This window comes from Streptomyces sp. NBC_00005 (assembly GCF_045160215.1).
Lineage (GTDB): Bacteria > Actinomycetota > Actinomycetes > Streptomycetales > Streptomycetaceae > Streptomyces.
In genome coordinates this window covers 7,452,650-7,477,450 of the sequence record NZ_CP108316.1, presented here as the reverse complement: position 1 = coordinate 7,477,450, position 24,801 = coordinate 7,452,650, and the positions used below count along the sequence as shown (strand labels likewise).

Here is a 24,801-nt window from a genome sequence, read left to right as displayed (position 1 = left end):
TGCGGTGCTCATTCTGCGAGGGGGGTGGGGGGGTGCAGGCCTCGGCAGGACCAGAGTCAGCCGAGGCCCATCACGCCCGACCAGACGGCGTACGGGACGCTGTCGGCGGACGTTCCTGCGATCCCCTTGAGCGGCAGCGGCTCCAGGGACTTGGCGAGGTCCATGCGGTAGACGACGACCGCGGTCGACACGGAGCCGGCGGAGCCGGCGTACCAGGCGGCGGTGTCGTCCGCGGTGCTGCCCGACTTCCCCGCCGCCGTCGGCGTGGAGAGCGCGGGGTGGGCGGCGTTCAGGGAGTCCGTCAGCGCCTGGGAGACCTGCTCGGCGACCCGGGCGCCGATCGCCCGGTGCGCGATGGGGGTGTCCAGCCGCACCGTCGCGCCGTTGCGGGTGACGCGGCGCACCGAGTACGGCTCGGTGTGCTTCCCTGCCGCGGCGAAGGTGGCGTAACCGCTGGCCATCCGGATGGCGCTGGGTGTGGAGCTGCCCAGGGACAGCGCGGGCACCTGCGGGCCGATGCTGGAGCCGAGCAGCCCGGCAGCCTCGGCCGTCTCCCGCACTTTGTCCAGGCCGACGTCCATACCGAGCTGCATGAACGGCGTGTTCACGGACGCCGCGAGGGCCTTGCCGAGCGTGATCTGCCCGTACGACTTCCCGCCGTCGTTGCGGGCGGCGACCTTCTTGCCGGCGCGGTCCCAGTACGGCCCTTCGGGCGTGGTGACCGGGACGCCGTCGTCGCCGTCGTAGAGCGTCTGCGCGGTGACGGGCGTCGCGGGCCCGGCGCGCGTCTTGTGGACGCCGTGCTCCAGAGCGGCGGCGTAGACGAACGGCAGGAACGCCGAACCGGCCTGCACCGTGGCCGCGTTGGACTCGTTGTAGCCCTGCGTACGGTGGTCGGGGCCGCCGTAAACGGCGAGGATCCGGCCGTCGGTGGCGACGGACGCGGCACCGTAGTGCGCGGTCCTCGCGGCCTCGGGCTCGTTCTTCTTCGCCTGTCTGCGGGCCTCGGCGACGGCGTCGGTGAGGACGGTCTCCTTCTTCCGGTCGAAGGTCGTGTAGATCTGGTAGCCGCCGAGGTCGAACTGCTTGTCCGAGATGTGCGCGGCCTTCTTGGCGTACTGCTGCGCCAGCTCCACCAGGTAGTCGCTCTGCTTGCCGGTGTCGTAGACGCGCGCCGACTTCAGCGGCTCGGGGAACGTCTTGTACGTGGCCCGCTCGGCCGGCGACAGCTTGCCGGTCTTGACCATCCGGTCGAGGATCCAGGACCAACGCTCCACCGCGCGCCGGTGGTTGGCCTTGGAGAGGGTGGGGTCGTAGAGGCCCGCGCCCTTCAACAGGGAAGCCAGGAAGGCCGCCTGACTGGCATTCAGGTGGGTGACGTCCTTGCCGTAGTAGGCCTGGGCGGCTCGCTGGATGCCGTACGTTCCACGGCCGAACCAGCTGGTGTTGAGATAGCCCTCGAGGATCTGGTCCTTGCTCATCCGGTTGTCGAGCTTGAGGGAGATCATCGCCTCGGTGAACTTACGGCCGACGGTCTGGTTCTGCGTCAGGTACACGTTCTTGACGTACTGCTGGGTGATGGTCGAGCCGCCCTCGGTGTCCCCCTCGCCGACGGTGCGCCACAGCGCGCGGGTCAGGCCCTTGAAGGAGATGCCGGGGTCGGAGTAGAAGCTCTCGTTCTCGGCGGCGAGCACCGCCCAGCGCACGTTCTCGGGGATGTCCTTCAGCGGCATCGCCTGCCGCTGCACCCAGCCGGTGCGGGCCATGGGGGTGCCGTCGGACCAGAAGTAGACGTTGTCCTGCTGGGTGGCGTAGGTGTTCAGGTTCTGCGGTATGTCGGTGGCGGCGTAGGCGACCACCAGGAACAGGGCGCTCAGGCCGACGGAGGTCAGGGCGGCGCCGAGCAACTGTCGCACGGAGGGTAACCAGCGGCGCCAGCCGGTGCGGCCCGGCCTCGGATATGCCGGGCGGAAGCGGCGTAACGCCGTCCAGGGGGACCAGTTCGGTGCCGTCCGCCGACGGCGGGGTCGGCGGTGGTCAGTCGCCCGGCCCCTTCGCTGTGATGTCCCGGTCACGCTGCGAAAACTACCAACGATCTTCGCATCTTCTCCACAAAGGATTCCGACAGGAACGCTCACATACCGATCAGTAAGGAACATGGCGGGCTTGGGACTTTGGTCACACTCGTTGCCTCTCGGCCCCGTTAACCTGTTCCCATGCCTCGCTACGAGTACCGCTGCCGGACCTGCGGCGACACCTTCGAACTGAGCCGCCCGATGGCGGAGTCCTCGGCCCCGGCCGACTGCCCTGCCGGCCACGACGACACGGTGAAGCTGTTGTCGACCGTCGCCGTGGGCGGTACGGCGAGCGGCCCCTCGGCCCCGGCGCCCAACGCGGGCGGCGGGGGCGGGTGTTGTGGTGGAGGGTGCTGCGGCTAGTCGGGCTCGGTGCGTCGTTGTCCGCGGGTGTGCGGGGGCTGGTCGCGCCCCGCTGCGAAGCCGCGGACCGACACAGCCCCGCGCCCCTAGGGAGCTGCCGTGCGGGTCGCCTTCAGGAACTCCCGCAGGATTCGCTCGCCCGCGAGCACCCCTCGTTCCGGCAGTGTGCCGATCTGCGGAGCCGACCAGTCCGCGTCCGCCAACTCCCCGTGCCCCGGGCGCCAACCCCTGTCGGCGGCGAGCAGTAGGTCGGCGTCCAGCAAGGAGTCGCCCGCGGCCAGCGTGAGGTCCGCGCCCGTGCGGCGGGCGACTTCACGCATCGCCGCGCTCTTGGTGAGCGGCTTCGGGACGGCGTAGATCTTGCGGCCCTGGAGCGACACCGTCCAGCCGCGGTTCTCCGCCCACACCGCGAGCTCCTTCACCCACTCCTCGGGCAGCAGTTCGCGCTCGACGACGAGGTAGGCGAACAGATCCTCGGCCACCCGGTGCTTGCGCACCCACGCCGGGTCCCCCACCGCCAGCAGATGCTCCCGCACCTCCGCGAGCGGCGCGCACTCGTCGGCCAGCCGCGCCGTCACGCGCGCGTGCCAGTCCAGGTCGGACACACCGTCCACCAGCAGGTGCCCGCCGTTGGCGCAGATCGCGTACTTCGGCTCCGGGCCCGGCAGGTTGATGCGCTGGTACTGCTTGCGCGTCCGGGTCGTGGTCGGTACGAAGACCGCCGCGTCGCCGAGCTCGGTCAGCAGACCGGCCGACGTCTCCGTCATGAACGACAGCGGCTTGCTCTCGTGCACCTCGACGCAGAGCAGCCGGGGCGCCCGCGCGTCCGGCATGGTCAGCGCGAGGGCCGCCGCGGAGTAGATGAGCGTACGGTCGAGGTCGCTCGCCACCAGCACCGGCATCAGACCGCCACCGCCTTGCCGTCGGCACCGGTCGCACCGCGCGTGTACTTGGGGTGGATCAACCCCACGCAGGTGTACGGCAGTTCGGCGACCTCTTCCACCGGTACGCCCCTTTGCTCGGCCAGCAGCCGTACGTGGTCCAGGTCGGCGCCCGCTCCGGCCCGCGCCAGGATCTTCCAGGGCACCCGGCGCAGCAGCACGCGCGTGGTCTCGCCGACGCCGGGCTTGACGAGGTTCACGTCGTGGATGCCGTACTCCTCACTGATCCGCTCGACGGCCGCCCAGCCCTCCCAGGTCGGCTCGCGGTCGCCGGACAGCAGCTCCTTGGCCTGCGCGTCGACGGCCTCCGAGACCTCCGGGAAGCGTGCGGCGACGGCGTCCAGGAAGGCCACCGAGACATCGGTGCCGGCGAGTTCGCGGTAGAACTTGGCGCCGTGGAAGTCGTGCGGACCGACCAGGTCCGAGCGCAGTACGGTCCGCGAAATCAGGCCCGAGACGGTCGAGTTGAGGCAGGCCGAGGGTATGAGGTAGTCCTCCCTGGTGCCGTACGTCCGCACGCACGAGCCCGGGTCGGCGAGCACCGCGATCTCCGGGTCGAAGCCGGTGATCCCGTCGGATGCCTCGAACTCCTTGATGGCGTCGGCGAGTTCGCGGGTGATGGCGCCCTTGCCGGTCCAGCCGTCGACGAACACGACGTCGGACGGGTCGTGGTGGGCGGCCAGCCAGCGCAGCGCGTTGGCGTCGATGCCGCGCCCGCGGACGATCGAGACGGCGTAGTGCGGCAGGTCGATGCCGTGCCGGAACCGGGCCCAGCGGCGCATCAGCACACCGACCGGAGTACCGGCCCGTGCCAGCGACACCAGCACCGGCCGGGGCGACCGCTCGGCGAGCACGATCTCCGTCACGGCACCCAGCGCCTGCGCGAGCCGCGCCGCCGACTCCTCCAGCGCCGTGTGGAACAACTCCTGGTACTGCTCGCTGGGTTGGTACTCCACGGGCAGCGACTCCGCATAGTGTGCGCCGCCGCTCTGGATGGCCTCCTCGCGCTCCTCGGTCGGCGCCTCCAGCGTGACGTCCGAGAGGTCCTGGAGCAGCCAGCCGACCTCGTCCGGCGGGTACGAGGAGAAGGCGGGGCCGCGGAGGGGCTCGGGCAGCATGGCGGGCCTTTCGGGGACGTACAGGGGCTCTGGCACGTACGAGGGGACGACCGCGAGCAGGACCTGCGGGGCGTGGGCGGCCAGCTGGGCCAACAGGCCGTCCGGCGCGTGCAGTTCGGGGGTGTCGGCGACCGAGTCGACGACGGCGACGACCGCGTCGAAGCCGGCGCCCGCGACGTTGTAGGCGTAGCGCTCGCCGGGGCCGTCCGCCGGGTCGTCGTGGGAGGGGAAGACGATACGGCTGCGTATCGCGTAACCGGGGTCGTCGACGGCGAGGACGGGTGAGCGGGTCGTCGTCGAGTACCGCACCTCGGCCTCGACGACCTGCTCCAGCTCCCGGGCGAGGCGCAGGGGTGCGTACATCAACTCCTCGAAGCCGAGGATCAGCACGTGGCGTGCGTCTGTGGGGAGTGCCTCTGCGAGGCGGGCTGCCATGGCGGGGAGGGCGCCCTCCAGGCGGGTGCGGTGGGTGGGCGTGAAGCCGTGACGACCGCCGTCGGGGAGGCCTCGGGGCCAGCGCAGTTCGACTCGGGTGAGGTGGTGGTGTGGCGTCTGCGCGACCAGCCCGGACGAACCCGCAGACGACCGATTTCCCATCGCGGCACCGTAAGACTCGTACTGCGCCACCAACTCCTGCCCCTTCTCCAACACCCCCTCCGGAAACCGCACCGTCCCCGAAGCAGCCGCCACCAGGTCAACCCTGGCGCCGATCTCCCGAGCGAACTCCTCCAGCCGCCCCGAATCCGCAGCGGACCGCATGTCGACCAAGGCCACGACGACATACCGCCGCCGCGGATACCGCTCATGAAGATCCCGGACGGTGTTCAGCACCGTGTTCCCCGTCGAGAACTCGTCGTCGACCAGCACCAGCGGCCCGTCCCCGACCAGCAGCGCCGGATCCTCCGGCAGCAGCAGATGCGACGTGGCGTGCGAGTGGGACTCCTCGAAGCCGCCCGCCGTCGCGACTCCGGAAACCGGCCGCCGGGTGGAGTGGAGGTAGGGAGCGGAACCGATGCCGTCCGCGACCGAGTGCCCCAGCCCCGTCGCCGTCTCGGCATAACCGAGCACGACCGCCGCCTCAGCCTCCTCACCGAGCAGGTCCCGCACCCGTCGGCCAAGGGCGAAGCCGTACCCGTACACGACGGCCGGCGACTGCGGTACGTGCTTGCCGAGCACGTTGGAGACAAGCAGATGCGCCCGCTTGGGGTTGCGGCGCAACGCCAGCCCCAGCAGCTCGGTCAGCTTGTCGTCGCCCAGGAGTTCGACGCCGAGCCGCTCGGCGACCCAGCTGCCGGACCAGGCCCGGCCGTTCACTGCGTTGTTCATGTGTCCCTAAAGAGAGGCGAATAGTGCGGCTCAGCCGGGGATCCCGGCGGCAAGCAGGTCCACGAAGCTGACATCCTCGCGCGCCACGCCGAACACCTCGGCCCGCAGCATGGTCCGCTCGGCCCACGCCCGGTGCGGCTTCACCTCGTTCATCTTGTTCGTGTACGCCGACCTCAGCACACCCCCGCCGCCGCTCTCCGGCCGCAGGATGTCCGCCGCGTCACCGAACTCTTCGTGACTGACCACGGACAGCGCGTGTACGGGCAGTACGTGGGAGGGGTGGATGCAGGTCTTGCCCAGCAGGCCGTTGGCCTGGTCCAGGGTGATCTCCCGCAGCAGCCCGTCCATGGCGTGCTCAATCAGTTTCTCGCGCAGCTCGACGGCCTGCCCCTCGAGGAAGGGGCTGGTGCGCAGCATCGGCTTGAACATGCGCTCCGGGACCCGGAAGTACTCCCAGACCGGCCCGGTCACCGTGAACCCGGTGCCGTCGGCCCGTCCCAGCATGTTCACCACGTCGGAGATCACGGAGGCGACGACATGGACGTCGTACGCCGTCATGTCGGGGGCCCGGCGCAGGCCGTACGAGGAGCAGAAGTCGGTCACGCCGAGGCGCAGCGCGAGCACGCGGTCGCGGTACTTGTCGACGGCGCGGGCGATGCCCTCCAGGCTCTCCACCCGCGACTCGCGGTAGAGCAGCTCGGGCGACTCCAGCACCGGCATGGCGAAGAGCCGCCGCCCGCTCGCCGCCTCGGCGCTCGCGAGGGCCTCCAGGAAGAGGATGCCCCGCTCCTCGGTGAACTTGGGGAGCACGAATCCGGACAGCAGCCGGACGCTCGCCCCGAGCCGATCCACGAGATCGGGAATCTGCTCGGGCGTACGGACCCGGACGAACAGCAGCGGGAGACCGACCCCGTCCAGCGCGTCCAGCTCGGCGAACTGGCGGACGAGGTTCTCCTCCCCCGCCGCCACGTCCGCGTCGTCGATCGAGTCCTCGAGGCACAGCACCATCGAGACCACACCGAGTCCCGCCTGCTTGACGATGTCGCCTGCGAGACGGGGCCGGGTGGCCGGACTGTAGAGGGTGGCGCCCAGGGCCGCGGAGAGCAGCCGGGCCGGGGAGTCCGTGGTGAACTCGCACGGCTCCTGATGGAAGAGGCGCTGTCGCACTCCAGGGGCGATGTGCCCGAAATGACGCATGAAACTCCCCCGTGGCGCAATGGCAAGGCTGTGGATTCGGAAATAGGTGGCCGGTAATAGTACGTAGAGACCCGTGTCAGGGGTTCCCGCTGGGCATGAACTTCTGGTAACTCGGCCATGTCGACGGCGATTCGAGTGGCCATCGGCGCGGCTGCGGGTCGCGCACCCCGCGTTGTCGTGATCAGGACCGAGAAGGCAGGATGACCGCATGACGCACGCGATGTTGAAGGGGTCGAACGTCCCGCTCGAGGCCACCACGGTGCGCGCCGTGGTGCGCTGGACGCCGGGGCAGGGGGTCCCGGATGTCGACGCCTCGGCGCTGTTCCTCGGCCCCGACGGTCGTGTGCGCTCCGACGAGGACTTCGTCTTCTACAACCAGCCCCGGCACCCCTCCGGGAAGGCCAGGTGGCTCGGCAAGAAACGCGTCGCCGACGGCCTCACCGACACGATCCAGACAGATCTGGCCGGAGTCGAGGCCAATGTCAGCCGGATTCTCCTGGTGGCATCGGCGGAGGACGTCACGTTCGACCGCGTACAGGGACTGCGCATCCTGCTGTACGACGCGGCGGGCGCCGACAACGAGGCGCTCGTCTACTTCGACATCAAGCCCCAGACCGGCCAGGAGACCGCCCTGATCTGCGGCGAGCTGTACCGCAGGGGCGAGGTCTGGAAGTTCCGCGCCCTGGGTGAGGGCTACTCGAACGGCCTGAGGGGCCTGGCCACCGAGTTCGGCATCTCGGTGGACGAGTCGGAGGCCGCGGCCTCCACGCTCCCCGCGCCCGAGGTCTCCCAGCCGCTCCCTCCGGAGCAGCCGACCGCGGTCCCCTCCCAGGCGGCGTACGGCTTCCCTCAGCAGCCCCCGGCCACACAACCCGCCTACGGCTATCCCCAGCCCGCCGCGGCGTCCGCAGCGGGCACCCAGTCCGGCTACGGCTACCCGCCCCCGGTGACAGCGGCACCGAACCCGGACTTCCGACTGCCGCCCCAGGGACCGCAGTTCATCGGGCGCTAGCGGGAGCGCCACGGCTCATCGGGGGTCACCGCTCCACCTTGGACTTGTAACCCCGCCCCCACTGCAACCCCCACCCGTACAACCGGTCGAGCTCCGCCTGGAACCCGTAGACGAACTTCACCTCGCGCCGTACGACCAGCTCACCCTTCACGTTCTCGATCATGACCACCGCGCACGACCGGGCCTGGGGATGCCGCTCGTCCAGATGGATCTCGATCCGCGGCCCGTTGCTCGGATACAGCGTGACGATCGCGTGCGTACGGTCGAACGCCGGCGTCTGGTCGTAGATGTACACGAAGACCAGCAGCCGCTTTATCTGGTCCCAGTGGTCGAGGTTGACGTACATCGTCTCGCCGGAGGCCGACCCGAACCGGTCGTCGCCGCTGAGCTTGACGAACGGCGCCGTGTTGATCTCCCCGAAGAAGCCACCGAGCGGCTGCACGACCCCCTTCGTGCCGTCCTGGAGCTCGTACAGACACCCCAGGTCGAGGTCGACGTTGACCATGCTCTGGCTGTGCCCCATGACCTCCGGGGGCTTGAGCGCCTTGAAGGGGTGCCGCAGCAGGGACTCCCGCTGCGAACCGCCGAAGTCGGACGTCCGCATCCGCCAGCTCAGGTTGACCCGCAGATGCCCTGTGGCCGCGCCCTGCTTGGTGAGTGAGACCTGGTTGTGCCGCTTGGTGAGCTCGATGGAGTTGCTGGCCGCGCTGCCCGAGTCGAAGTCGGCCTCACGTCCGCCCCAGAGTCCGTCGAAGAAACCCATGCCCGCCCCCAGATTCACCAGATTCACTTGAAAAACCGGCGGGGCGGCCGGAGGCCGGCCGCCCCGCACAGAGCGTTCCCTCACCCGCAGGTGCGTCACACCCCGGACGAGACCTCAGTCTTCTCGTCCGTGCCCGCCGCTTTTCCCTCGGCTTCCGCAATTGCGCGGTTGCGGCGCACGGAGGACCAGAAGGACCAGGCGATCAGGATGACGCCGACGAGGCCGGTGATGACCTCGTTGATCTGGTACTGGATCGTGATCATGAGGAGCACGGCCAGCGCACCGATCGCGTAGTGCGCTCCGTGCTCCAGGTAGACGTAGTCGTCGAGGGTGCCCTGGCGGACCAGGTACACGGTCAGCGACCGGACGTACATCGCGCCGATGCCCAGGCCCAGCGCCATCAGCACGATGTCGTTGGTGATGGCGAAGGCGCCGATCACGCCGTCGAAGGAGAAGGACGCGTCCAGGACCTCGAGGTAGAGGAACATGAAGAACGCGGCCTTGCCTGCGAGGACGATCGGCGCACGCTTCTTGCCCGCACGCACGGCCTCTTCCTCCTCCTCGTGCTCCCGTTCCTCCTCCTCTTCGAGCTTGTCCTCGAAGTAGCCGGAGAGACCGCCGACGACCATGTACGTGATCAGACCCGCGATCCCGGAGATCAGCACCGTCTGCGCCTTGTCGGCGTGCGCGCCGCCGTGCTGGTGGGCGTGGGCAGCGAAGGTGAACGACGTGATCAGCAGGACGACCAGGGCGATGCAGACCGACAGCATGTCGACCTTGCCGAGCTTGGCCAGCGGCCGCTCGATCCAGCGCAGCCACACGATGTCCCGGGCCTCGAAGATGAAGTCGAGGAAGATCATCAGCAGGAACATGCCACCGAAGGCGGCGATCGACGGGTGGGCGTCGGTGACCAGTTCCTGGTAGCGGTCCTTGTTGTTGAGGGCGAGGTCGACGGCCTCGATGGGACCCATCTTGGCGCTGACCGCAACGATGACGACCGGGAAGACCAGGCGCATACCGAAGACGGCGATGAGGACACCCACCGTGAGGAAGATCTTCTGCCAGAAGGCATTCATCTTCTTCAGGATTCCGGCGTTGACCACCGCGTTGTCGAACGACAGCGAGATCTCGAGGATGGAGAGGATCGCCACGATGCCGAAGGCCTCCCACCCCCCGTAGAAGACCGCCGCGACCAGGCCGAGCGCGGTAATCGCGAACGACCAGCCGAAGGTTTTCAGAAGCACTGGCTACCCAATCCTGTAGGTACGGGTCTCCCCCGCGCCGTACTTGGCTTTACGAAACGTTGACTCCAAAGTCTAGAGCGATGCCCCGCAGCCCCGACGCGTACCCCTGTCCTACGGCCCGGAACTTCCATTCGCCCTGATAGCGATAGAGCTCACCGAAGATCATCGCCGTCTCGGTGGAGGCGTCCTCGCTGAGGTCGTAGCGCGCGAGCTCCTGTCCGTCGGCCTGGTTGGCTACGCGGATGAAGGCGTTGCTCACCTGTCCGAAGGTCTGTCCGCGTTCGTCGGCCATGTGGATCGAGACCGGGAAGACGATCTTGTCGCACTGGGCGGGCACCTGGCCGAGGTCGACCAGGATCGACTCGTCGTCGCCCTCGCCCTCACCGGTGAGGTTGTCGCCCGTGTGCTCCACCGAGCCCTCCGGGCTCTTGAGCTGGTTGTAGAAGACGAAGTACTCGTCGCCCAGCACCCGCCCGCCGTTGCACAGCAGGGCACTGGCGTCGAGGTCGAACGGGGCTCCGGTGGTGGAGCGCGCGTCCCAGCCGAGCCCGACCAACACTTGAGTGAGGTTGGGTGCGGCCTTGGACAGGGAGACGTTGCCCCCCTTGGCGAGCGTGACGCCCATGATGCTGGTCCTCCCCGAGATGGTGCTTCTTTGGTTGTCCTGCACGGCCGGCGCCGCACGCAAACCGTGCGGCGCCGGCCGGTGAGGCGACAGAGGCTCTGAGACCTGTGACGCGTCTCAGACGTTGACGCCGAAGTCCTGCGCGATGCCGCGCAGGCCCGAGGCGTAGCCCTGGCCGATGGCGCGGAACTTCCACTCCGCACCGTGCCGGTACAGCTCGCCGAAGACCATGGCGGTCTCCGTCGAGGCGTCCTCGGAGAGGTCGTAGCGCGCGATCTCCGCCTCTCCCGCCTGGTTCACCACGCGGATGAACGCGTTGCGCACCTGGCCGAACGACTGCTGGCGGTTCTCGGCGTCGTAGATCGAGACCGGGAAGACGATCTTGTCGACCTCGGCCGGGACGCCGACGAGGTTGACCTTGATCTGCTCGTCGTCGCCCTCGCCCTCACCGGTGATGTTGTCGCCGGTGTGCTCGACCGAGCCCTCCGGGCTCTTCAGGTTGTTGAAGAAGACGAAGTTCGCGTCACTGGCGACCTTGCCGGACGAGTCCACCAGCAGCGCGCTGGCGTCCAGGTCGAAGTCGGTGCCGGTCGTGGTGCGGACGTCCCACCCCAGACCGACGATGACCGCGGTCAGGCCCGGGGCCTCCTTGGTCAGCGATACGTTGCCGCCCTTGCTGAGGCTGACTCCCACGAGTCCTCCATTGGTGTCCAGGGGCGGTGTGCCCCGCCGTGCGTCTGACATCGGATCAACGAGTCGATCCTAGTGACGGGTTCCCGACCCACGCAGGGCTTGGAACCGAACAATCACAGGGTGTCGACGGTTCAGAGGGTGTCGAGCGCCTTCACGTACTCGTTCAGGTCGCGGGCGTCCGGCAGCGCGTTGACGACGGTCCAGCGCACGACGCCCTCCTTGTCGATGACGAAGGTGCCGCGCACCGCGCAGCCCTTGTCCTCGGCGAAGACGCCGTACGCGCGCGAGACCTCGCCGTGCGGCCAGAAGTCGCTCAGCAGCGGGTACTCGAGGCCCTCCTGCTCGGCGAAGACGCGCAGGGTGTGGATGGAGTCGTTGGAGACGGCGAGCAGCTGGGTGTCGCGGTCGGAGAACTGCGGCAGGTTGTCCCGCAGCTCGCACAGCTCGCCCGTGCACACACCGGTGAAGGCGAAGGGGTAGAAGAGCAGGACCACGTTCTTGCTGCCACGGAAGTCGGAGAGCTTCACGGTGGCGCCGTGGTTGTCCTTGAGCTCGAAGTCGGGGGCCTTGTCGCCGACCTGGATCGCCATCGGAGATACGTCCCTTTCGGAGGGGCTGTTCGGGTGGTGGCACCACCCTACGCAGCGGCTGCCGAAAGCCGATGGACGGGCTGAGCGAACTCAGCCCGTCCGGCGTTTTTGAGGACGAGGCCGTTCAGGTCGCAAGGGGGTCTAGGGGCACAGCCCCCAGCCACGGCCACCGCGGCCGACGGTCACCGCTTCGACTTGGCTGCCTTGGGCGTCACCAGCCGGCTGCCGCTCCAGTCCTTGCCCACGCTGACGCTCTTGGAGGCGGACAGCCCCGCCGTCGTCGCGGCTTCGGAGATGTCGCTCGGCTCCACGTAGCCGTCACGGCCGGTCTTCGGCGTCAGCAACAGGATCGAGCCACCCTCTTCGATGTACGTGATGGCGTCCACCAGCACATCCGTCAGGTCGCCGTCCTCGTCACGGAACCAGAGCACCACGGCATCGGCGACGTCGTCGTAATCCTCGTCCACAAGGTCACTGCCGATGACTTGCTCAATGGCCTCGCGGAGTTCCTGGTCTACGTCGTCGTCGTAGCCGATCTCCTGGACCACCTGCTCGGGCTGGAACCCCAGCCTCACGGCAGGGCTCGTCTCCGCGTGGTCCGCGGTCGCGCTCACGGGTTGCCTCCTGATCATGTTTTGGTGAATGTCTTCAGCCACGCGCGTGCGCGAAGCTGTGGCCGTAGTCCACACGGGCGGGGCGGATCGCGCAAGTACCCGGCCGTTCAGACCGCCGAAACGGTGACGATCCTGGCCGTGTCACCCCAACTCCAGGCACGCCGCCTCCGCCACAAGTGACCTACACCACACCTTTCTGCCCCCTTTGTTCCATTGGGAACCCGGGGAAGCCGTCACAGGTCTCGGTTACCTCTCAGTAGAGATGACGTTTGCTTCCCCGAGGTACACGATGGGGAACGGTGCAGGCGTACCGAAAAGCAGCTCAAAGCAGCCCTCTGACAGGTAAGGAACAGCGTGGCTTCCGGATCCGATCGCAACCCGATCATCATTGGCGGCCTTCCGAGTCAGGTTCCTGACTTCGATCCCGAGGAGACCCAGGAGTGGCTCGACTCCCTCGACGCCGCCGTCGACGAGCGAGGCCGTGAGCGGGCCCGTTATCTGATGCTGCGGCTGATCGAGCGGGCCCGCGAGAAGCGCGTGGCCGTGCCCGAGATGCGCAGCACGGACTATGTGAACACCATCGCGACCAAGGACGAGCCGTTCTTCCCGGGCAACGAGGAGATCGAGCGGAAGATCCTGAACGCGACCCGCTGGAACGCCGCGGTGATGGTGTCGCGCGCCCAGCGCCCCGGCATCGGCGTCGGCGGCCACATCGCCACCTTCGCCTCCTCCGCGTCGCTGTACGACGTGGGCTTCAACCACTTCTTCCGCGGCAAGGACGAGGGCGACGGCGGCGACCAGGTCTTCTTCCAGGGCCACGCCTCTCCCGGCATCTACGCGCGCGCGTTCCTGCTCGACCGGCTGACCGAACAGAACCTGGACGGGTTCCGCCAGGAGAAGTCGAAGGCGCCGCACGGGCTGTCGTCGTACCCGCACCCGCGCTCGATGCCGGACTTCTGGGAGTTCCCGACGGTCTCCATGGGTCTCGGCCCGATCGGCGCGATCTACCAGGCGCGGATGAACCGCTACATGCACGCGCGCGCGATCGCCGACACGTCGAAGTCGCACGTGTGGGCCTTCCTCGGTGACGGCGAGATGGACGAGCCCGAGTCGCTCGGCCAGCTGACCATCGCCGCACGTGAGGGCCTGGACAACCTGACCTTCGTCGTCAACTGCAACCTGCAGCGCCTCGACGGCCCGGTGCGCGGCAACGGCAAGGTCATCCAGGAGCTGGAGTCGGTCTTCCGGGGCGCCGGCTGGAACGTCATCAAGCTGATCTGGGACCGCTCCTGGGACCCGCTGCTCGCCCAGGACCGCGACGGCCTCCTCGTCAACAGGATGAACACGACGCCGGACGGCCAGTTCCAGACGTACGCCACCGAGTCCGGCGCGTACATCCGCGAGCACTTCTTCGGCGACGACCAGCGGCTGCGCGCGATGGTCGAGGGCATGACCGACGACCAGGTGCTGCACCTGGGGCGCGGCGGTCACGACCACAAGAAGATCTACGCGGCGTTCTCGGCGGCCAAGGCGCACAAGGGCCAGCCGACGGTGATCCTCGCCAAGACGGTCAAGGGCTGGACGCTGGGCCCGAACTTCGAGGGCCGCAACGCCACGCACCAGATGAAGAAGCTGACGGTCGACGACCTCAAGCGCTTCCGCGACCGCCTGCACCTGCCGATCTCCGACAAGGAACTGGAGTCCGGCGCGCCGCCGTACTACCACCCGGGCCGGAACTCGGAGGAGATCCAGTACATGCACGACCGCCGCCAGGGCTGCGGTGGTTACGTCCCCACGCGCGTGGTGCGCTCCAAGCCGCTCGCGCTGCCGGACGACAAGGTGTACGCGTCCGTGAAGAAGGGCTCCGGTCAGCAGTCGATCGCCACGACGATGGCATTCGTACGGCTACTCAAGGACCTCATGCGGGACAAGGAACTCGGCAAGCGGTTCGTGCTGATCGCGCCGGACGAGTACCGCACCTTCGGTATGGACTCCTTCTTCCCGAGCGCGAAGATCTACAACCCGCTGGGCCAGCAGTACGAGTCGGTCGACCGCGAACTGCTGCTCGCCTACAAGGAGTCGCCGACGGGCCAGATGCTGCACGACGGCATCTCGGAGGCGGGCTGTACGGCCTCGCTGATCGCGGCGGGTTCGGCGTACGCCACCCACGGCGAACCGCTGATCCCGGTCTACGTCTTCTACTCGATGTTCGGTTTCCAGCGCACCGGCGACCAGTTCTGGCAGATGGCCGACCAACTGGCGCGCGGTTTCGTGCTGGGTGCGACCGCCGGCCGTACGACTCTGACCGGTGAGGGTCTGCAGCACGCGGACGGCCACTCGCAGCTGCTCGCCTCGACCAACCCGGGCTGTGTCGCGTACGACCCGGCGTACTCGTACGAGATCGCGTACATCGTGCAGGAGGGTCTGCGCCGGATGTACGGCGGCGACGCCGAACACCCGCACGGCGAGGACGTCTTCTACTACCTCACCGTCTACAACGAGCCCATCCAGCACCCGGCCGAGCCGGCGGACGTGGACGTCGAGGGCATCGTCAAGGGCATCCACCGCCTGGGCGAGGCCACCTCGGGATCGATTCCGGCGCAGATCATGGCGTCGGGTGTCGCGGTCCCGTGGGCGATCGAGGCGCAGAAGATCCTCGGCGAGGAGTGGAACGTCAAGGCCGACGTCTGGTCGGCGACCTCCTGGAACGAGCTGCGGCGCGAGGCCGTGGACGTCGAGCGGCACAACCTGCTGCACCCGGAGGAGGAGCAGCGGGTGCCGTACGTGACGCGGAAGCTGAGCGGGGCCGACGGTCCGTTCGTGGCCGTTTCCGACTGGATGCGGTCGGTTCCGGACCAGATCGCCCGGTGGGTGCCGGGGCCGTACCAGTCGCTGGGCGCCGACGGCTTCGGCTTCGCGGACACGCGTGGTGCGGCGCGGCGCTTCTTCCACATCGACGCGCAGTCGATCGTGGTGGCCGTGCTGACCGAGCTGGCGAAGGAGGGCAAGGTCGACCGCTCGGTGCTGAAGCAGGCGATCGACCGGTACCAGCTCCTCGACGTGTCGGCGGCGGACCCGGGGGCGGCCGGAGGCGACGCGTAACGCCTGTGAGCGCGACACCAGGGCGGCGAGGCCTTCCGGCCTCGCCGCCCTTGGCGTTCCTCACCCTTACTTCTTCTTTACGATGCGGGCATGGAGCAACATTCGTCGCAAGCGCGTTGGGAGCACCTCACCCAGCGTCCGCTGCTGGCGCTCGCCGTGGTGTTCGCCGTCGCGTATGCGGTGCCGATCGTGGACCCCTCGGCGGGGCGGTCGCTCACGGCCGTGTGCACGGCGATCGAGTGGGTGGTGTGGGCAACGTTCGCCACCGACTATCTGATGCGGGCCGGGCTGGCCCGCAACCGCCGGGAGTTCGTCCGTACGCACTGGCTGGACCTGTGCGCGGTGGTGCTGCCGATCCTTCAGCCGCTGCGGCTGCTGCGCATGGTGTCGACGCTGATACTCGTCGGGCGGCGCGCACGGATGGCCTCGCAGATCCAACTGACGACGTACGTCGCGGGGGCCGTGATCGGGCTGCTGATGTTCGGCTCGCTGGCCGTGCTCTCGGTCGAGCGCGAGTCGCCGGACGGGAACATCCGGACGCTGGGTGACGCGGTGTGGTGGTCGTTCACGACCATGACGACCGTGGGGTACGGCGATCATGCGCCGACCACCGGCCTCGGGCGGATGATCGCCGTCGGACTGATGCTGTCCGGGATCGCGCTGCTCGGTGTCGTCACCGCGAACATCGCCGCCTGGTTCATCGCGCGGTTCGAGATGGACGACGTGGAGGAGCGGCGGCAGACGGAGGCGATCGAGGCGCTCACCGAGGAGGTGCGGGCGCTTCGGGCCGAGGTCGCGGCCATGCGGGAGCCGTCGGGCAGACCATGAAGAGGCGGGCCCCCGGCACCGTCCGCCGAGGGCCCTTCCCCTCACACTCCCCGGATCAGAGCAGTCCGTTGCCCGGGGTTGCCGCTCCTGCCAGCCAGATGATCGCCAGGAGCGTGTCGATTGCACCCAGCACCAGGGCGACCAGGGCCGGTACGGGACGTGAGCGTGTCCATGTGCGGCCCATTGCGAGCCAGCCGCAGACGACCGCCACGGGGCCGAGGATGATCCCCAGCACGAAGAATCCCGCGATCGCGCAGACGACTCCGATGATTCCGAGCGTTGCGCGATCCGGCCCGGTCCGTGACCCCGTCCGGCCACGTGAGCGGGGGTACCTGCGCGTTCCGTGTCCGAAGCCCGCCATCATCAACTCCTTGAACCCCGGGGTCTGTTCGGGGTTCAAACAAGCGGGTACCCCCGGTGCGCGGTCCCATCACCGGGCTGCCGGCGCGCTGTCCCCCTCCGGCAGCGCGCCGCAGCACCGGGCGCCCTCCGCGTCGTACGAACTTGCCCGAGGAACATGCCGTACGGAGGGCTTCACCACTGTGACCTGCGGCGCGCACCGGAGGGGAGGGATCTTTAGCGTCTTCACCCTGATAGGCGAAGTCCGTTGAAAACCCGTCGGGTTCGCCGCGTCAGATGTGGCCCGCGCCCGCACCCGCCTCCGCGTTGGCCCCGCGCTTGGTGAGCAGGGCGACGAAGATCGCCACGGCCGCGACGCCGCAGGCGACGAGCGAGGCCAGGCTCATGCCGGAGATGAACGTGTCGTGCGCGACGTCCGCGATCTTCGCGGCTATCGCCTCGGGGGTGCCCTTGGCGACCGGTGCCACACCGACCTGGACGGCCTCGGAGGCCTGGTCCAGCTGGGTCGGGCTGAGCGGCGGGAGGCCCGCGTCCTTCCAGTTGCCGGCGAGGTCGCCGTCCACCTTGGACGCCATCACGGCACCCAGCACGGCCGTACCGAGGCTGCCGCCGATCTGCATCGCGGCCTGCTGGAGACCACCGGCGACACCGGAGAGCTCCATGGGCGCGTTGCCGACGATGACCTCGGTGGCGCCGACCATGACCGGCGCGAGGCCGAGGCCCAGCAGGGCGAACCAGACGGACATCAGGCCGCTGCTGGTGTCCACCTTCAGCGTCGACATGCCGTACATGGCTATCGCGGTGGCCGCCATGCCGCCGGCGAGGGGGATGCGCGGGCCCAGCTTGGTGATCATCACGCCCGCGAGCGGGGAGCCGACGATCATCATGCCGGTGAGCGGGAGCAGGTGGAGGCCGGCGTCGATCGGGCTCATCCCGTGCACGTTCTGCAGGTAGAACGTCACGAAGAACAGGCCGCCCAGGAAGGCGATGGCCATCAGGACCATCAGCACGACGCCCGCCGACAGCGGGACCGAGCGGAACAGGCTCAGCGGGATGAGGGGTTCCTTGACCTTCGTCTCCCAGAAGGAGAAGAGGACGAAGCCCACGACGGACACGGCGATGAACGTCCACGTCTTGCCGTCGCCCCAGCCCCACGCCGGGGCCTTGATCAGAGCCCAGACCAGGCAGAACATCGCGCCCGAGAGCAGGACGATGCCCAGGATGTCGAAGGAGCGCGGGGCGTTCTCGGCGCGGTGGTCGCGCAGGATCAGCAGGCCCAGGATCAGGGCGATGGCGCCGACCGGCACGTTGATGAAGAACACCGACTGCCAGTTGACGTGCTCGACCAGGACGCCGCCGAGGATCGGGCCGCCCGCGGTGGACGCGCCGATGACCATGCCCCAGATGCCGATGGCCATGTTGAGCTTCTCGGCGGGGAAGGTCGCGCGCAGCAGGCCGAGCGCGGCCGGCATCAGCAGGGCGCCGAACAGGCCCTGGAAGACGCGGAAGGTGACGACCGCGGAGATGCTGCTGGACAGGCCGATGGCGCCCGAGGCGGCCGCGAAGCCGGTCACGCCGAGCAGGAAGGTCTGGCGGTGTCCGAACCGGTCGCCGAGCTTGCCGGCGGTGATCAGGGAGACCGCGAGGGCGAGGAAGTACCCGTTGGTGATCCACTGGACGTCGGCGAAGCTCGCCTTCAGGTCCTTCTGGATGGCCGGGTTCGCGATGGCCACGATGGTGCCGTCGAGGGCCACCATCATGACCCCGACGGCGACGGTGATGAGGGTGAACCACGGGTGGCCGCGCAGCCCGGGGGCCGGCGGCGCTTCCGACGGGGCCACTGGCGCCTTGTCCCCCGGCCCCGTCGTGTCGATGGTGGTCTGACTAGTCATGTGTTCGAGGCTAGTGACAGCCACTGACAATTGACAAACCAATTCACAAGTCAGTAACTGACGCATATGGAAACACTCCGCGAACGCAAGAAGCAGCGCACCCGCGACGCGCTGCTGCGGGCCGCCGTCGAACTGTTCACCACGCGCGGTTACGAGCGGACGACCGTCGACGAGATCGCCGAGGCGGTCGACGTCTCGCAGCGCACCTTCTTCCGCTACTTCGCCGGCAAGGAGGAGGCCGCCCTCGCCCTGCAGGAGATGGCGGTGTCGCGGTTCGTCGAGGCCGTACGGGAGCGGCCGGCGCGGGAGGCGCCGATGGAGGCGCTGCGCCAGGCGGTCCTGGAGGGCTGGGACAGGCTGAACGAGGTCATCGAGGCCGTCGTGCCGATCGAGCTGTATCTGCGCATGTACCGGGTGATCGAGGCGACGCCGGTGCTGCTGGCCGCCCATCTGCGGCACAACGAGGAGATCGAGGACACCATCGCGCGCGTGCTCGCCGAGCGCGAGGGGGTCGACGTGGACGCCGATCCGCGGCCGCGGCTGACCGTCGCGGTGTTCGGCGGGGTGATGCGGGTGACGGAACGACAGTGGAGCACCGGCGAGGACTTCAGCATCGACGCGATGCGCGCGTTGACGATTTCCTACCTCGAACAGGTGGGTCCCGCACTCACGGAGAACTGGCGGACACACTGAGACACACTGAGGTCAACGCCACGTTTATCGAAACGTGATCCCCGTCACTCGGTTCACGCGAGACCCTCTCGTTCTCCTAGTGTGTCCTCCCAGTGACTTCCTTCGACACCTCCCCCCAACTGAACGTCTGGCGCGCACTGCTCGCACTGGCCGTCGTGTTCGTGATGCTGGCGACCACCGGCTGGACCGCCCTGCGCAGCCATCGCGAGGCGACTCCGCTGCAGACCTCGCTCTCCTCCTGGGAGCACGGTCGCATCCACGGGCAGCAGCTGCCGGACCCCGACGCGGCCCCCGCGCGTCTGTCCCGCTTCTTCGCCTCGCTCACCGCCCAGGAGCGCACCGATCTCGCCCGCCGCTACCCCCTCGCGGTCGGCAACATGAACGGCGCCCCGGTCGCGCTGCGCTACCGCGCCAACCGTCTCGCGCTCGCGGACCAGCGCAAGGTCGAGCTCAAACGCATGCACGACAGCAGGCTCTCGCCGGCCGGGCAGCAGGAAGCCGGCCGCCGTATGCATCGCTACGAGGCGTTGATGCACGAGGGCCGGCACATCCTCGCCTTCGACCCCGACGGCGCGGGGCGCGTCGCGGAGGTGATCGGGAACCTGCAGAAGGCCGAGCGCGTGTCGGTCGTCGTCCCCGGTGTCGACACCGACCTGCTCACCTTCCAGCGGACGAACAGCATGTACCGCGCGCCGGTCGGCATGGCCAAGTCGCTGTACGCGGCCGAGAAGGCGGCGAGCCCGAAGACGCGTACGGCCGTGATCGCCTGGGCCGACTACACCGCGCCCGCCGGTCTCGGCATCGACTCGGCGACGGCGATGCGCGCCGAGGAGGGTGCGGTGCGGCTGAACGCGATGGTGCGCGGGCTGCCCGGCAGCGCGCCGGTGTCGCTGTTCTGCCACAGCTACGGCTCCGTGGTGTGCGGGGTCGCCGCGCACACGCTGCCGCGCCGGGTGGCCGACATTGCGGTGGCCGCCAGCCCCGGCATGCGCGTGGAGAAGGCCTCCCACCTGGACACCTCCGCCCAGGTGTGGGCAATGCGCGACGCCACGGACTGGGTCCAGGACGTGCCGTACCTGGAGCTCGGCGGGCTCGGTCACGGCGCCGATCCGGTGTCGGCCGCGTTCGGGGCCCGGGTGCTGTCGGCGCGGGGTGCGAAGGGGCATGCCGGGTATTTCGAGCCGGGCACGGAGAGCCTGCTGAACTTCGCGGAGATCGGCGTTGGCGCGTACCGGTCGGTGCACTGTGCGCGCGAGGACAACGTGTGCCAGGCCGGTTTGTCCGGCGTGGCCCCGACCGGACGCGCGTAGAGGCGCAGAAACTGCGGTCTGCGCAGGGTGGCGACGAAGGAGCGGGTCCCGCATACGATGAGCCGCATGGGTGACGTACTGGCCGGATTTCATGCCACCTGGGAGTTCGAGTCCGACTCCGTGCTCATCCGTTACGAACGGGGGATTCGGACACCCAAGCTCTTCCAGGCACTGGGGGAGCGTCGTGTTCCGTTAGAGGCGATCTCCGGGGTGACGCTCTCCCCCGGCAGGCGCGGCACGGTCGTCCTGCACGTTGTGCCCCGCCCCGGCGCCGATCCGCTGATGGAGGCGGCCGCGGGGCAGCTCAAGGAAGGGTGCGACCCGTACCGCCTGGTGCTGCCCGCCGAGCGCGAGACGCTCGCCGAGTACTACGCCGACGAGCTGCGGGCGATGCTGAAAGGCGACGGAGAGCCGGCCGAGCGGTATCTCGTGGAGGCTCCCGTGGCGCCCCGGCAGTTCAAGGCGTACGACGCGAAGGCGTCCTTCGACGGGAAGACGGTGAACTTCCGGTGGTTCTGGACGGGAGCCTCGTCGGCGAAGTGGAAGGCCGGTGACCAGAGTTTCCCGGTCGCCGAACTGAGCGGAGTCGAGTGGCGCTCGCCCGAGGTGTTCGAGGGGCACCTGCGGCTGCTGCCGCGTGAGGCGGGCGAGCAGGCCGCGCGGACGCAGGTCGATCAGGATCCGGCGTCGGTGGTGTTCGGGCTCGGATACGGGCCCGTGCACGAGTCTCTGCCGTTCGCCGCCGCCGTGTTGGCGGCGGTACGCGAGCGCGGGGCCGCCGCGGTCGTTCCCGCGGCGGCCCCGCGTCGTGATCCCGCCGATATCGCCGAGCGGATCCGTCACCTGGGAGAGTTGCATCAGGCAGGACTGGTGACGGACGAGGAGTTCTCGACGAAGAAGGCGGAACTGCTGGCCGAGCTCTGAGTCACTCCCTGCCTGCGGACGTGAACGCCATGTCGGCGTACCGGTCGCCCGCCACCTTTGCCGCGATCGGCTCCAGCAGGGCCAGTTCGTCCTCCGTCAGTACGATCCTCGTCGCCGACGTGTTCTCCTCCACCCGGGTCGGCTTGCGGGTGCCCGGGATCGGGATCACCGGAAGGTTGTGCACGGTGGCCTGCTGCTGGACCCAGGCGAGGGCGATCTGTCCCAGCGACGCGCCGTGGGCCTCGGCCACCGTGCGGATCGGCTCCAGCAGGGACACGTTCGCGGCCGCGTTCTCGCCGGTGAAGCGGGGCTGCTGGCGCCGGAAGTCGTCGGAGGTGAGGTCCTTGTCGGCGTTGGTGAAGGAGCCGGTGAGGAAGCCGCGGCCGAGCGGGGAGTACGGCACGAGCGCCACGCCCAGTTCGCGGGCGGCCTGCACCACGTTCGCCTCTATGTCCCGGCTGAACAGCGACCACTCCGACTGCACGGCGGCGATCGGGTGCACGGCCTGGGCCGTCCGCAGCTCCTGGGCCGTGACCTCGCTCAGGCCCAGGTGCTTCACCTTGCCCTCGCGCACCAGCTCGGCCATGACGCCGACGGTGTCCTCGATCGGCACGTTCACATCGCGCCGGTGCATGTAGTAGAGGTCGATGACGTCGACGTCCAGGCGCTTCAGGCTGGCCTCGACGGCCTGCCGGATGTACGGCGCGTCGTTGCGGATGACCCGGCGCGTGGGGTCATCCGGCGGGATCGACAGGGCGAACTTGGTCGCGATGACGAGCTGGTCGCGGTTGGCCCTGAAGAACGGGGACAGGAACTTCTCGTTCTCGCCCACGCCGTACGCGTCCGCCGTGTCGTACAGCGTGACGCCCAGCTCCAGCGCCCGCTCCAGGGTGGCCCGCGACTCCTTCGCGTCGACGGGGCCGTAGGCGAAGCTCATGCCCATGCAGCCGAGGCCCTGTACGCCGACCTCCGGGCCGCTCTCGCCCAGTCGCGCCGTCGGGATCCTGCTGTCGGTCATCGCACCTTCTCCGCTTCGTGGGCGCGGGCGCGACCGGCGTCGGCGTAGAAGCTGATCTTCCGGTCGAGCACCGCGAGGGTGTCCTGCAGTTCGGCGATCCGGGTGAGCACGTCGCGGCGGGTCGCCTCCAGCAGCTCGAAGCGGTCCCCGAACGTGTGGTCGCCCTCGCGCACCAGTTCCGCGTACCGCACCATGTCGGCGACCGGCATGCCGGTGAGCCGGAGCTTGCCGACGAGGTCGAGCCAGTCGAGGTCGCGGTTGCTGTAGCGGCGCTGGCCGGTGTGCGAGCGGTCGACGTGCGGCATCAGACCGATGCGCTCGTACCAGCGCAGGGTGTGCGCGGTCAGGCCGGTGAAGGCGACGACCTCGCTGATCGTGTAGCTGTCCTGGCCTTCGGGGCGCCGGTGCGGGTGGGGCGGGGCGCCGCAACTGTCGGTCCTGGTGGGGGTGGTCTCCATCACCGTCATGACCTCAACGCTATGGCCTTGGAGTGCACTCCAAGCAAGCAGAACCGGTAAGAAATCCTTCCGGAGCCTGACCCCACGAGAAGTATGCAGCCAGGAGCGGCTTAGGCTCGTCGGCATGTCCTTGCAGAGCCTCGCGTTGATCGAGAACTGGCCGGTTCCCACCGCCTCGGCAGGTGTCGTGCGGGCCGACGGCACGGTCCTGGGCACCCACGGCCCTGCCGACCTGCGTTTCCCGCTGGCCTCGGTCACCAAGCCGCTCGCGGCGTACGCCGCCCTCGTCGCGTACGAGGAGGGGGCGATCGAGCTCGACGAACCTGCCGGCCCGCCCGGCTCGACGGTCCGCCACCTCCTCGCCCACACCTCGGGCCTCGCCTTCGACGAGCACCGGGTGACCGCCCCGCCCGGGGAGCGGCGGCTGTACTCCAACGCCGGCTTCGAGCAGCTCGGCGACCACATCGCCAAGGCGACGGACATTCCGTTCGGGGAGTATCTGCGCCAGGCGGTGCTGGAGCCGCTGGGGATGACCGGCACCTCGCTGGAGGGCTCCCCCGCGAGGGACGGCGTCTCGACGGTCGACGACCTGCTGCGTTTCGCGGCCGAGGTGCAGGCGCCGCGGCTGCTGGACCCGCGGACGGTGGCCCAGGCGATGACGGTCCAGTACCCGGGCACGAAGGGCGTCCTGCCGGGCTACGGCCACCAGAACCCCAACGACTGGGGTCTGGGATTCGAGATCCGTGACTCCAAGTCCCCCCACTGGACGGGGAGTTCGTCGTCCGCGCGCACCTTCGGTCACTTCGGCCAGTCCGGTACGTTCCTGTGGATCGACCCCGCCGCGGGCGTGGCGGGCGTGGCGCTGACGGACCGGGCGTTCGGGCCGTGGGCGGTCGAGGTGTGGCCGGTGTTCACGGACGCGGTGCTGGCGGAGGTCTGAGTCAGGCTTGGGCCTTGCCCGCCATCTCCCAGACCAGCAGCTCCGCATCGGTCAGGGCCGCCGTCTCCAGGTCCTCGGCGTCCGTGACGCGCGCCGCGTCGCCGGCCGCCAACTGCTCGCCGCCGAGCCGCACTTCACCGCGCACGACGTGGACGTACACGAACGCCCCGTCCGGCACCGCCGTCCGCTCCCCCTCCCGCAGACGCCGTACGTGGAGCATCGCGCCCGCCTCCGGGACCGCGTACGGCGTGGAGTCCGCGATGCCGTGGACGATCTCGTACGCCGGGTCGCCGCCCGGCTCGCGGGGGGCCAGCCACATCTGGACGAAGGTCAGCGGCCGGTCCGCGTCGTTGCGCTCCACGTGCCGTACGCCCGCCGCCGAGCTCAGCCGCTGCACGTCGCCGGGGCGGACCCGGGTCTCGTGGCCCGTGGAGTCGCGGTGCGTGAGTTCGCCCTCGACCACCCACGTCACGATCTCGGTGTGGCTGTGCGGGTGTTCGTCGAAGCCGGCGCCGGGGGCGAGGCGCTCCTCGTTGCAGGCGATCACCGCGCCGAAGCGGAGGTTGTCGGGGTCGTAGTGCGGGCCGAAGGAGAAGGCGTGCCGCGACTCGATGCCGGCTGCCGGGTCGCCCCCTGGATAGCGCTCCGCAGCGCGCCGTACGTCCATCACGGACCCCACCGTAGCGGCGCGGACACCCCGCCGTAGCGGTCGCCC

Annotated in this window: 23 protein-coding genes; 8 read left to right on the top strand and 15 right to left on the bottom strand. The window is 69.1% G+C overall.

The features are described from left to right. Nucleotides 1-56 precede the first annotated feature (56 nt). Nucleotides 57-2,159 carry a transglycosylase domain-containing protein gene (locus tag OG303_RS34255; RefSeq protein WP_405873303.1) on the bottom strand — a complete coding sequence of 701 codons (2,103 nt, stop codon included), beginning with the start codon at nt 2,157-2,159 and terminating at the stop codon, nt 57-59. A 57-nt stretch (nt 2,160-2,216) separates the two neighbouring features. Between OG303_RS34255 and OG303_RS34250 the strand changes: the two genes are divergently transcribed. Further along, entirely contained in the window at nt 2,217-2,438 is a 222-nt protein-coding gene (locus OG303_RS34250) for a zinc ribbon domain-containing protein (protein WP_405873301.1), read from the top strand. Between the two features lie 86 nt (nt 2,439-2,524). On the opposite strand, the gene OG303_RS34245 is transcribed toward OG303_RS34250, so the two are convergent. Genes OG303_RS34245 through OG303_RS34235 form a run of 3 tightly spaced genes read right to left on the bottom strand, consistent with a single transcriptional unit; the run spans nt 2,525 to nt 7,020 of the window. Further along, complete coding sequence (locus OG303_RS34245; protein WP_405873299.1) at nt 2,525-3,340, bottom strand: HAD family hydrolase; 816 nt, start codon at nt 3,338-3,340, stop codon at nt 2,525-2,527. After that, on the bottom strand, nt 3,340-5,823 hold the full coding sequence (locus OG303_RS34240) for a phosphoribosyltransferase (RefSeq protein WP_405873297.1): 2,484 nt from the start codon (nt 5,821-5,823) through the stop codon (nt 3,340-3,342). Before OG303_RS34240 ends, OG303_RS34245 begins: the two co-directional genes overlap by 1 nt. A 30-nt stretch (nt 5,824-5,853) precedes the next feature. Continuing rightward, nucleotides 5,854-7,020, bottom strand: a complete 1,167-nt coding sequence (locus OG303_RS34235) for an HpcH/HpaI aldolase/citrate lyase family protein (RefSeq protein WP_405873296.1) — start codon at nt 7,018-7,020, stop codon at nt 5,854-5,856. A gap of 208 nt (nt 7,021-7,228) precedes the next feature. Between OG303_RS34235 and OG303_RS34230 the strand changes: the two genes are divergently transcribed. Beyond that, on the top strand, nt 7,229-8,032 hold the full coding sequence (locus tag OG303_RS34230) for a TerD family protein (RefSeq protein ID WP_405873295.1): 804 nt from the start codon (nt 7,229-7,231) through the stop codon (nt 8,030-8,032). A 25-nt stretch (nt 8,033-8,057) separates the two neighbouring features. On the opposite strand, the gene OG303_RS34225 is transcribed toward OG303_RS34230, so the two are convergent. The 6 genes from OG303_RS34225 to OG303_RS34200 all read right to left on the bottom strand — a co-directional run bounded on the left by OG303_RS34225 (nt 8,058) and on the right by OG303_RS34200 (nt 12,561). After that, entirely contained in the window at nt 8,058-8,795 is a 738-nt protein-coding gene (locus OG303_RS34225; RefSeq protein ID WP_405877630.1) for a Tellurium resistance, read from the bottom strand. Nucleotides 8,796-8,890: 95 nt separating this feature from the next. Further along, the gene (locus OG303_RS34220; protein ID WP_405873293.1) at nt 8,891-10,039 is read right to left on the bottom strand and encodes a DUF475 domain-containing protein; all 1,149 of its coding nucleotides are present in this window, start codon (nt 10,037-10,039) and stop codon (nt 8,891-8,893) included. Between the two features lie 49 nt (nt 10,040-10,088). Beyond that, nucleotides 10,089-10,664 (bottom strand): TerD family protein, encoded by a 576-nt coding sequence (locus OG303_RS34215; RefSeq protein ID WP_405873292.1) that lies wholly within the window; start codon nt 10,662-10,664, stop codon nt 10,089-10,091. A 117-nt stretch (nt 10,665-10,781) separates the two neighbouring features. Then, entirely contained in the window at nt 10,782-11,357 is a 576-nt protein-coding gene (locus OG303_RS34210; protein WP_405873291.1) for a TerD family protein, read from the bottom strand. A 131-nt stretch (nt 11,358-11,488) separates the two neighbouring features. Next, a complete protein-coding gene (locus OG303_RS34205; protein ID WP_405873290.1) occupies nt 11,489-11,947 on the bottom strand; it encodes a peroxiredoxin in 459 nt (152 codons plus the stop codon). A gap of 182 nt (nt 11,948-12,129) precedes the next feature. Beyond that, the gene (locus tag OG303_RS34200; protein ID WP_405873289.1) at nt 12,130-12,561 is read right to left on the bottom strand and encodes a DUF3052 domain-containing protein; all 432 of its coding nucleotides are present in this window, start codon (nt 12,559-12,561) and stop codon (nt 12,130-12,132) included. A 354-nt stretch (nt 12,562-12,915) separates the two neighbouring features. Here OG303_RS34200 and aceE point away from each other — a divergent pair, with 354 nt between their 5' ends. Together aceE and OG303_RS34190 are read left to right on the top strand one after the other, a co-directional pair. Further along, the gene (gene aceE, locus OG303_RS34195; RefSeq protein WP_405873288.1) at nt 12,916-15,663 is read left to right on the top strand and encodes a pyruvate dehydrogenase (acetyl-transferring), homodimeric type; all 2,748 of its coding nucleotides are present in this window, start codon (nt 12,916-12,918) and stop codon (nt 15,661-15,663) included. Between the two features lie 90 nt (nt 15,664-15,753). Next, the gene (locus tag OG303_RS34190; protein ID WP_405873287.1) at nt 15,754-16,491 is read left to right on the top strand and encodes a potassium channel family protein; all 738 of its coding nucleotides are present in this window, start codon (nt 15,754-15,756) and stop codon (nt 16,489-16,491) included. Between the two features lie 55 nt (nt 16,492-16,546). On the opposite strand, the gene OG303_RS34185 is transcribed toward OG303_RS34190, so the two are convergent. Further along, nucleotides 16,547-16,855, bottom strand: coding sequence for a small hydrophobic protein (locus tag OG303_RS34185; protein WP_405877628.1), 309 nt, complete (start codon nt 16,853-16,855; stop codon nt 16,547-16,549). Between the two features lie 268 nt (nt 16,856-17,123). After that, a complete protein-coding gene (locus OG303_RS34180; RefSeq protein WP_405873285.1) occupies nt 17,124-18,743 on the bottom strand; it encodes an MFS transporter in 1,620 nt (539 codons plus the stop codon). A 66-nt stretch (nt 18,744-18,809) separates the two neighbouring features. Between OG303_RS34180 and OG303_RS34175 the strand changes: the two genes are divergently transcribed. From OG303_RS34175 to OG303_RS34165, 3 genes are all read left to right on the top strand, one after another. Beyond that, nucleotides 18,810-19,436: a TetR family transcriptional regulator gene (locus tag OG303_RS34175; RefSeq protein ID WP_405873284.1), complete on the top strand. Its 627-nt coding sequence runs from the start codon at nt 18,810-18,812 to the stop codon at nt 19,434-19,436. A 92-nt stretch (nt 19,437-19,528) separates the two neighbouring features. Next, nucleotides 19,529-20,746 carry an alpha/beta hydrolase gene (locus tag OG303_RS34170; RefSeq protein WP_405873283.1) on the top strand — a complete coding sequence of 406 codons (1,218 nt, stop codon included), beginning with the start codon at nt 19,529-19,531 and terminating at the stop codon, nt 20,744-20,746. Nucleotides 20,747-20,803: 57 nt separating this feature from the next. Further along, complete coding sequence (locus OG303_RS34165) at nt 20,804-21,670, top strand: DUF4429 domain-containing protein (RefSeq protein WP_405873282.1); 867 nt, start codon at nt 20,804-20,806, stop codon at nt 21,668-21,670. A 1-nt stretch (nt 21,671) separates the two neighbouring features. On the opposite strand, the gene OG303_RS34160 is transcribed toward OG303_RS34165, so the two are convergent. Further along, nucleotides 21,672-22,688, bottom strand: a complete 1,017-nt coding sequence (locus OG303_RS34160; RefSeq protein WP_405873281.1) for an aldo/keto reductase — start codon at nt 22,686-22,688, stop codon at nt 21,672-21,674. Beyond that, a complete protein-coding gene (locus tag OG303_RS34155; protein ID WP_405873280.1) occupies nt 22,685-23,155 on the bottom strand; it encodes a MerR family transcriptional regulator in 471 nt (156 codons plus the stop codon). Before OG303_RS34155 ends, OG303_RS34160 begins: the two co-directional genes overlap by 4 nt. A 115-nt stretch (nt 23,156-23,270) precedes the next feature. On the opposite strand from OG303_RS34155, the gene OG303_RS34150 reads away from it, so the two are divergent. Further along, nucleotides 23,271-24,086 (top strand): serine hydrolase domain-containing protein, encoded by an 816-nt coding sequence (locus OG303_RS34150; RefSeq protein ID WP_405873279.1) that lies wholly within the window; start codon nt 23,271-23,273, stop codon nt 24,084-24,086. A gap of 1 nt (nt 24,087) precedes the next feature. Here OG303_RS34150 and OG303_RS34145 read toward each other — a convergent pair whose 3' ends face one another. Further along, entirely contained in the window at nt 24,088-24,753 is a 666-nt protein-coding gene (locus OG303_RS34145) for a pirin family protein (protein ID WP_405877626.1), read from the bottom strand. Nucleotides 24,754-24,801 lie beyond the last annotated feature (48 nt).

Coding starts and splice junctions, on each gene's coding strand:
- OG303_RS34255 (WP_405873303.1), bottom strand. CDS start 2,159: ATGTTCCTTACTGATCGGTATGTGAGCGTTCCTGTCGGAATCCTTTGT.
- OG303_RS34250 (WP_405873301.1), top strand. CDS start 2,217: ATGCCTCGCTACGAGTACCGCTGCCGGACCTGCGGCGACACCTTCGAA.
- OG303_RS34245 (WP_405873299.1), bottom strand. CDS start 3,340: ATGCCGGTGCTGGTGGCGAGCGACCTCGACCGTACGCTCATCTACTCC.
- OG303_RS34240 (WP_405873297.1), bottom strand. CDS start 5,823: ATGAACAACGCAGTGAACGGCCGGGCCTGGTCCGGCAGCTGGGTCGCC.
- OG303_RS34235 (WP_405873296.1), bottom strand. CDS start 7,020: ATGCGTCATTTCGGGCACATCGCCCCTGGAGTGCGACAGCGCCTCTTC.
- OG303_RS34230 (WP_405873295.1), top strand. CDS start 7,229: ATGACGCACGCGATGTTGAAGGGGTCGAACGTCCCGCTCGAGGCCACC.
- OG303_RS34225 (WP_405877630.1), bottom strand. CDS start 8,795: ATGGGTTTCTTCGACGGACTCTGGGGCGGACGTGAGGCCGACTTCGAC.
- OG303_RS34215 (WP_405873292.1), bottom strand. CDS start 10,664: ATGGGCGTCACGCTCGCCAAGGGGGGCAACGTCTCCCTGTCCAAGGCC.
- OG303_RS34205 (WP_405873290.1), bottom strand. CDS start 11,947: ATGGCGATCCAGGTCGGCGACAAGGCCCCCGACTTCGAGCTCAAGGAC.
- OG303_RS34190 (WP_405873287.1), top strand. CDS start 15,754: ATGGAGCAACATTCGTCGCAAGCGCGTTGGGAGCACCTCACCCAGCGT.
- OG303_RS34185 (WP_405877628.1), bottom strand. CDS start 16,855: ATGATGGCGGGCTTCGGACACGGAACGCGCAGGTACCCCCGCTCACGT.
- OG303_RS34180 (WP_405873285.1), bottom strand. CDS start 18,743: ATGACTAGTCAGACCACCATCGACACGACGGGGCCGGGGGACAAGGCG.
- OG303_RS34175 (WP_405873284.1), top strand. CDS start 18,810: ATGGAAACACTCCGCGAACGCAAGAAGCAGCGCACCCGCGACGCGCTG.
- OG303_RS34165 (WP_405873282.1), top strand. CDS start 20,804: ATGAGCCGCATGGGTGACGTACTGGCCGGATTTCATGCCACCTGGGAG.
- OG303_RS34160 (WP_405873281.1), bottom strand. CDS start 22,688: ATGACCGACAGCAGGATCCCGACGGCGCGACTGGGCGAGAGCGGCCCG.
- OG303_RS34155 (WP_405873280.1), bottom strand. CDS start 23,155: ATGACGGTGATGGAGACCACCCCCACCAGGACCGACAGTTGCGGCGCC.
- OG303_RS34150 (WP_405873279.1), top strand. CDS start 23,271: ATGTCCTTGCAGAGCCTCGCGTTGATCGAGAACTGGCCGGTTCCCACC.
- OG303_RS34145 (WP_405877626.1), bottom strand. CDS start 24,753: ATGGACGTACGGCGCGCTGCGGAGCGCTATCCAGGGGGCGACCCGGCA.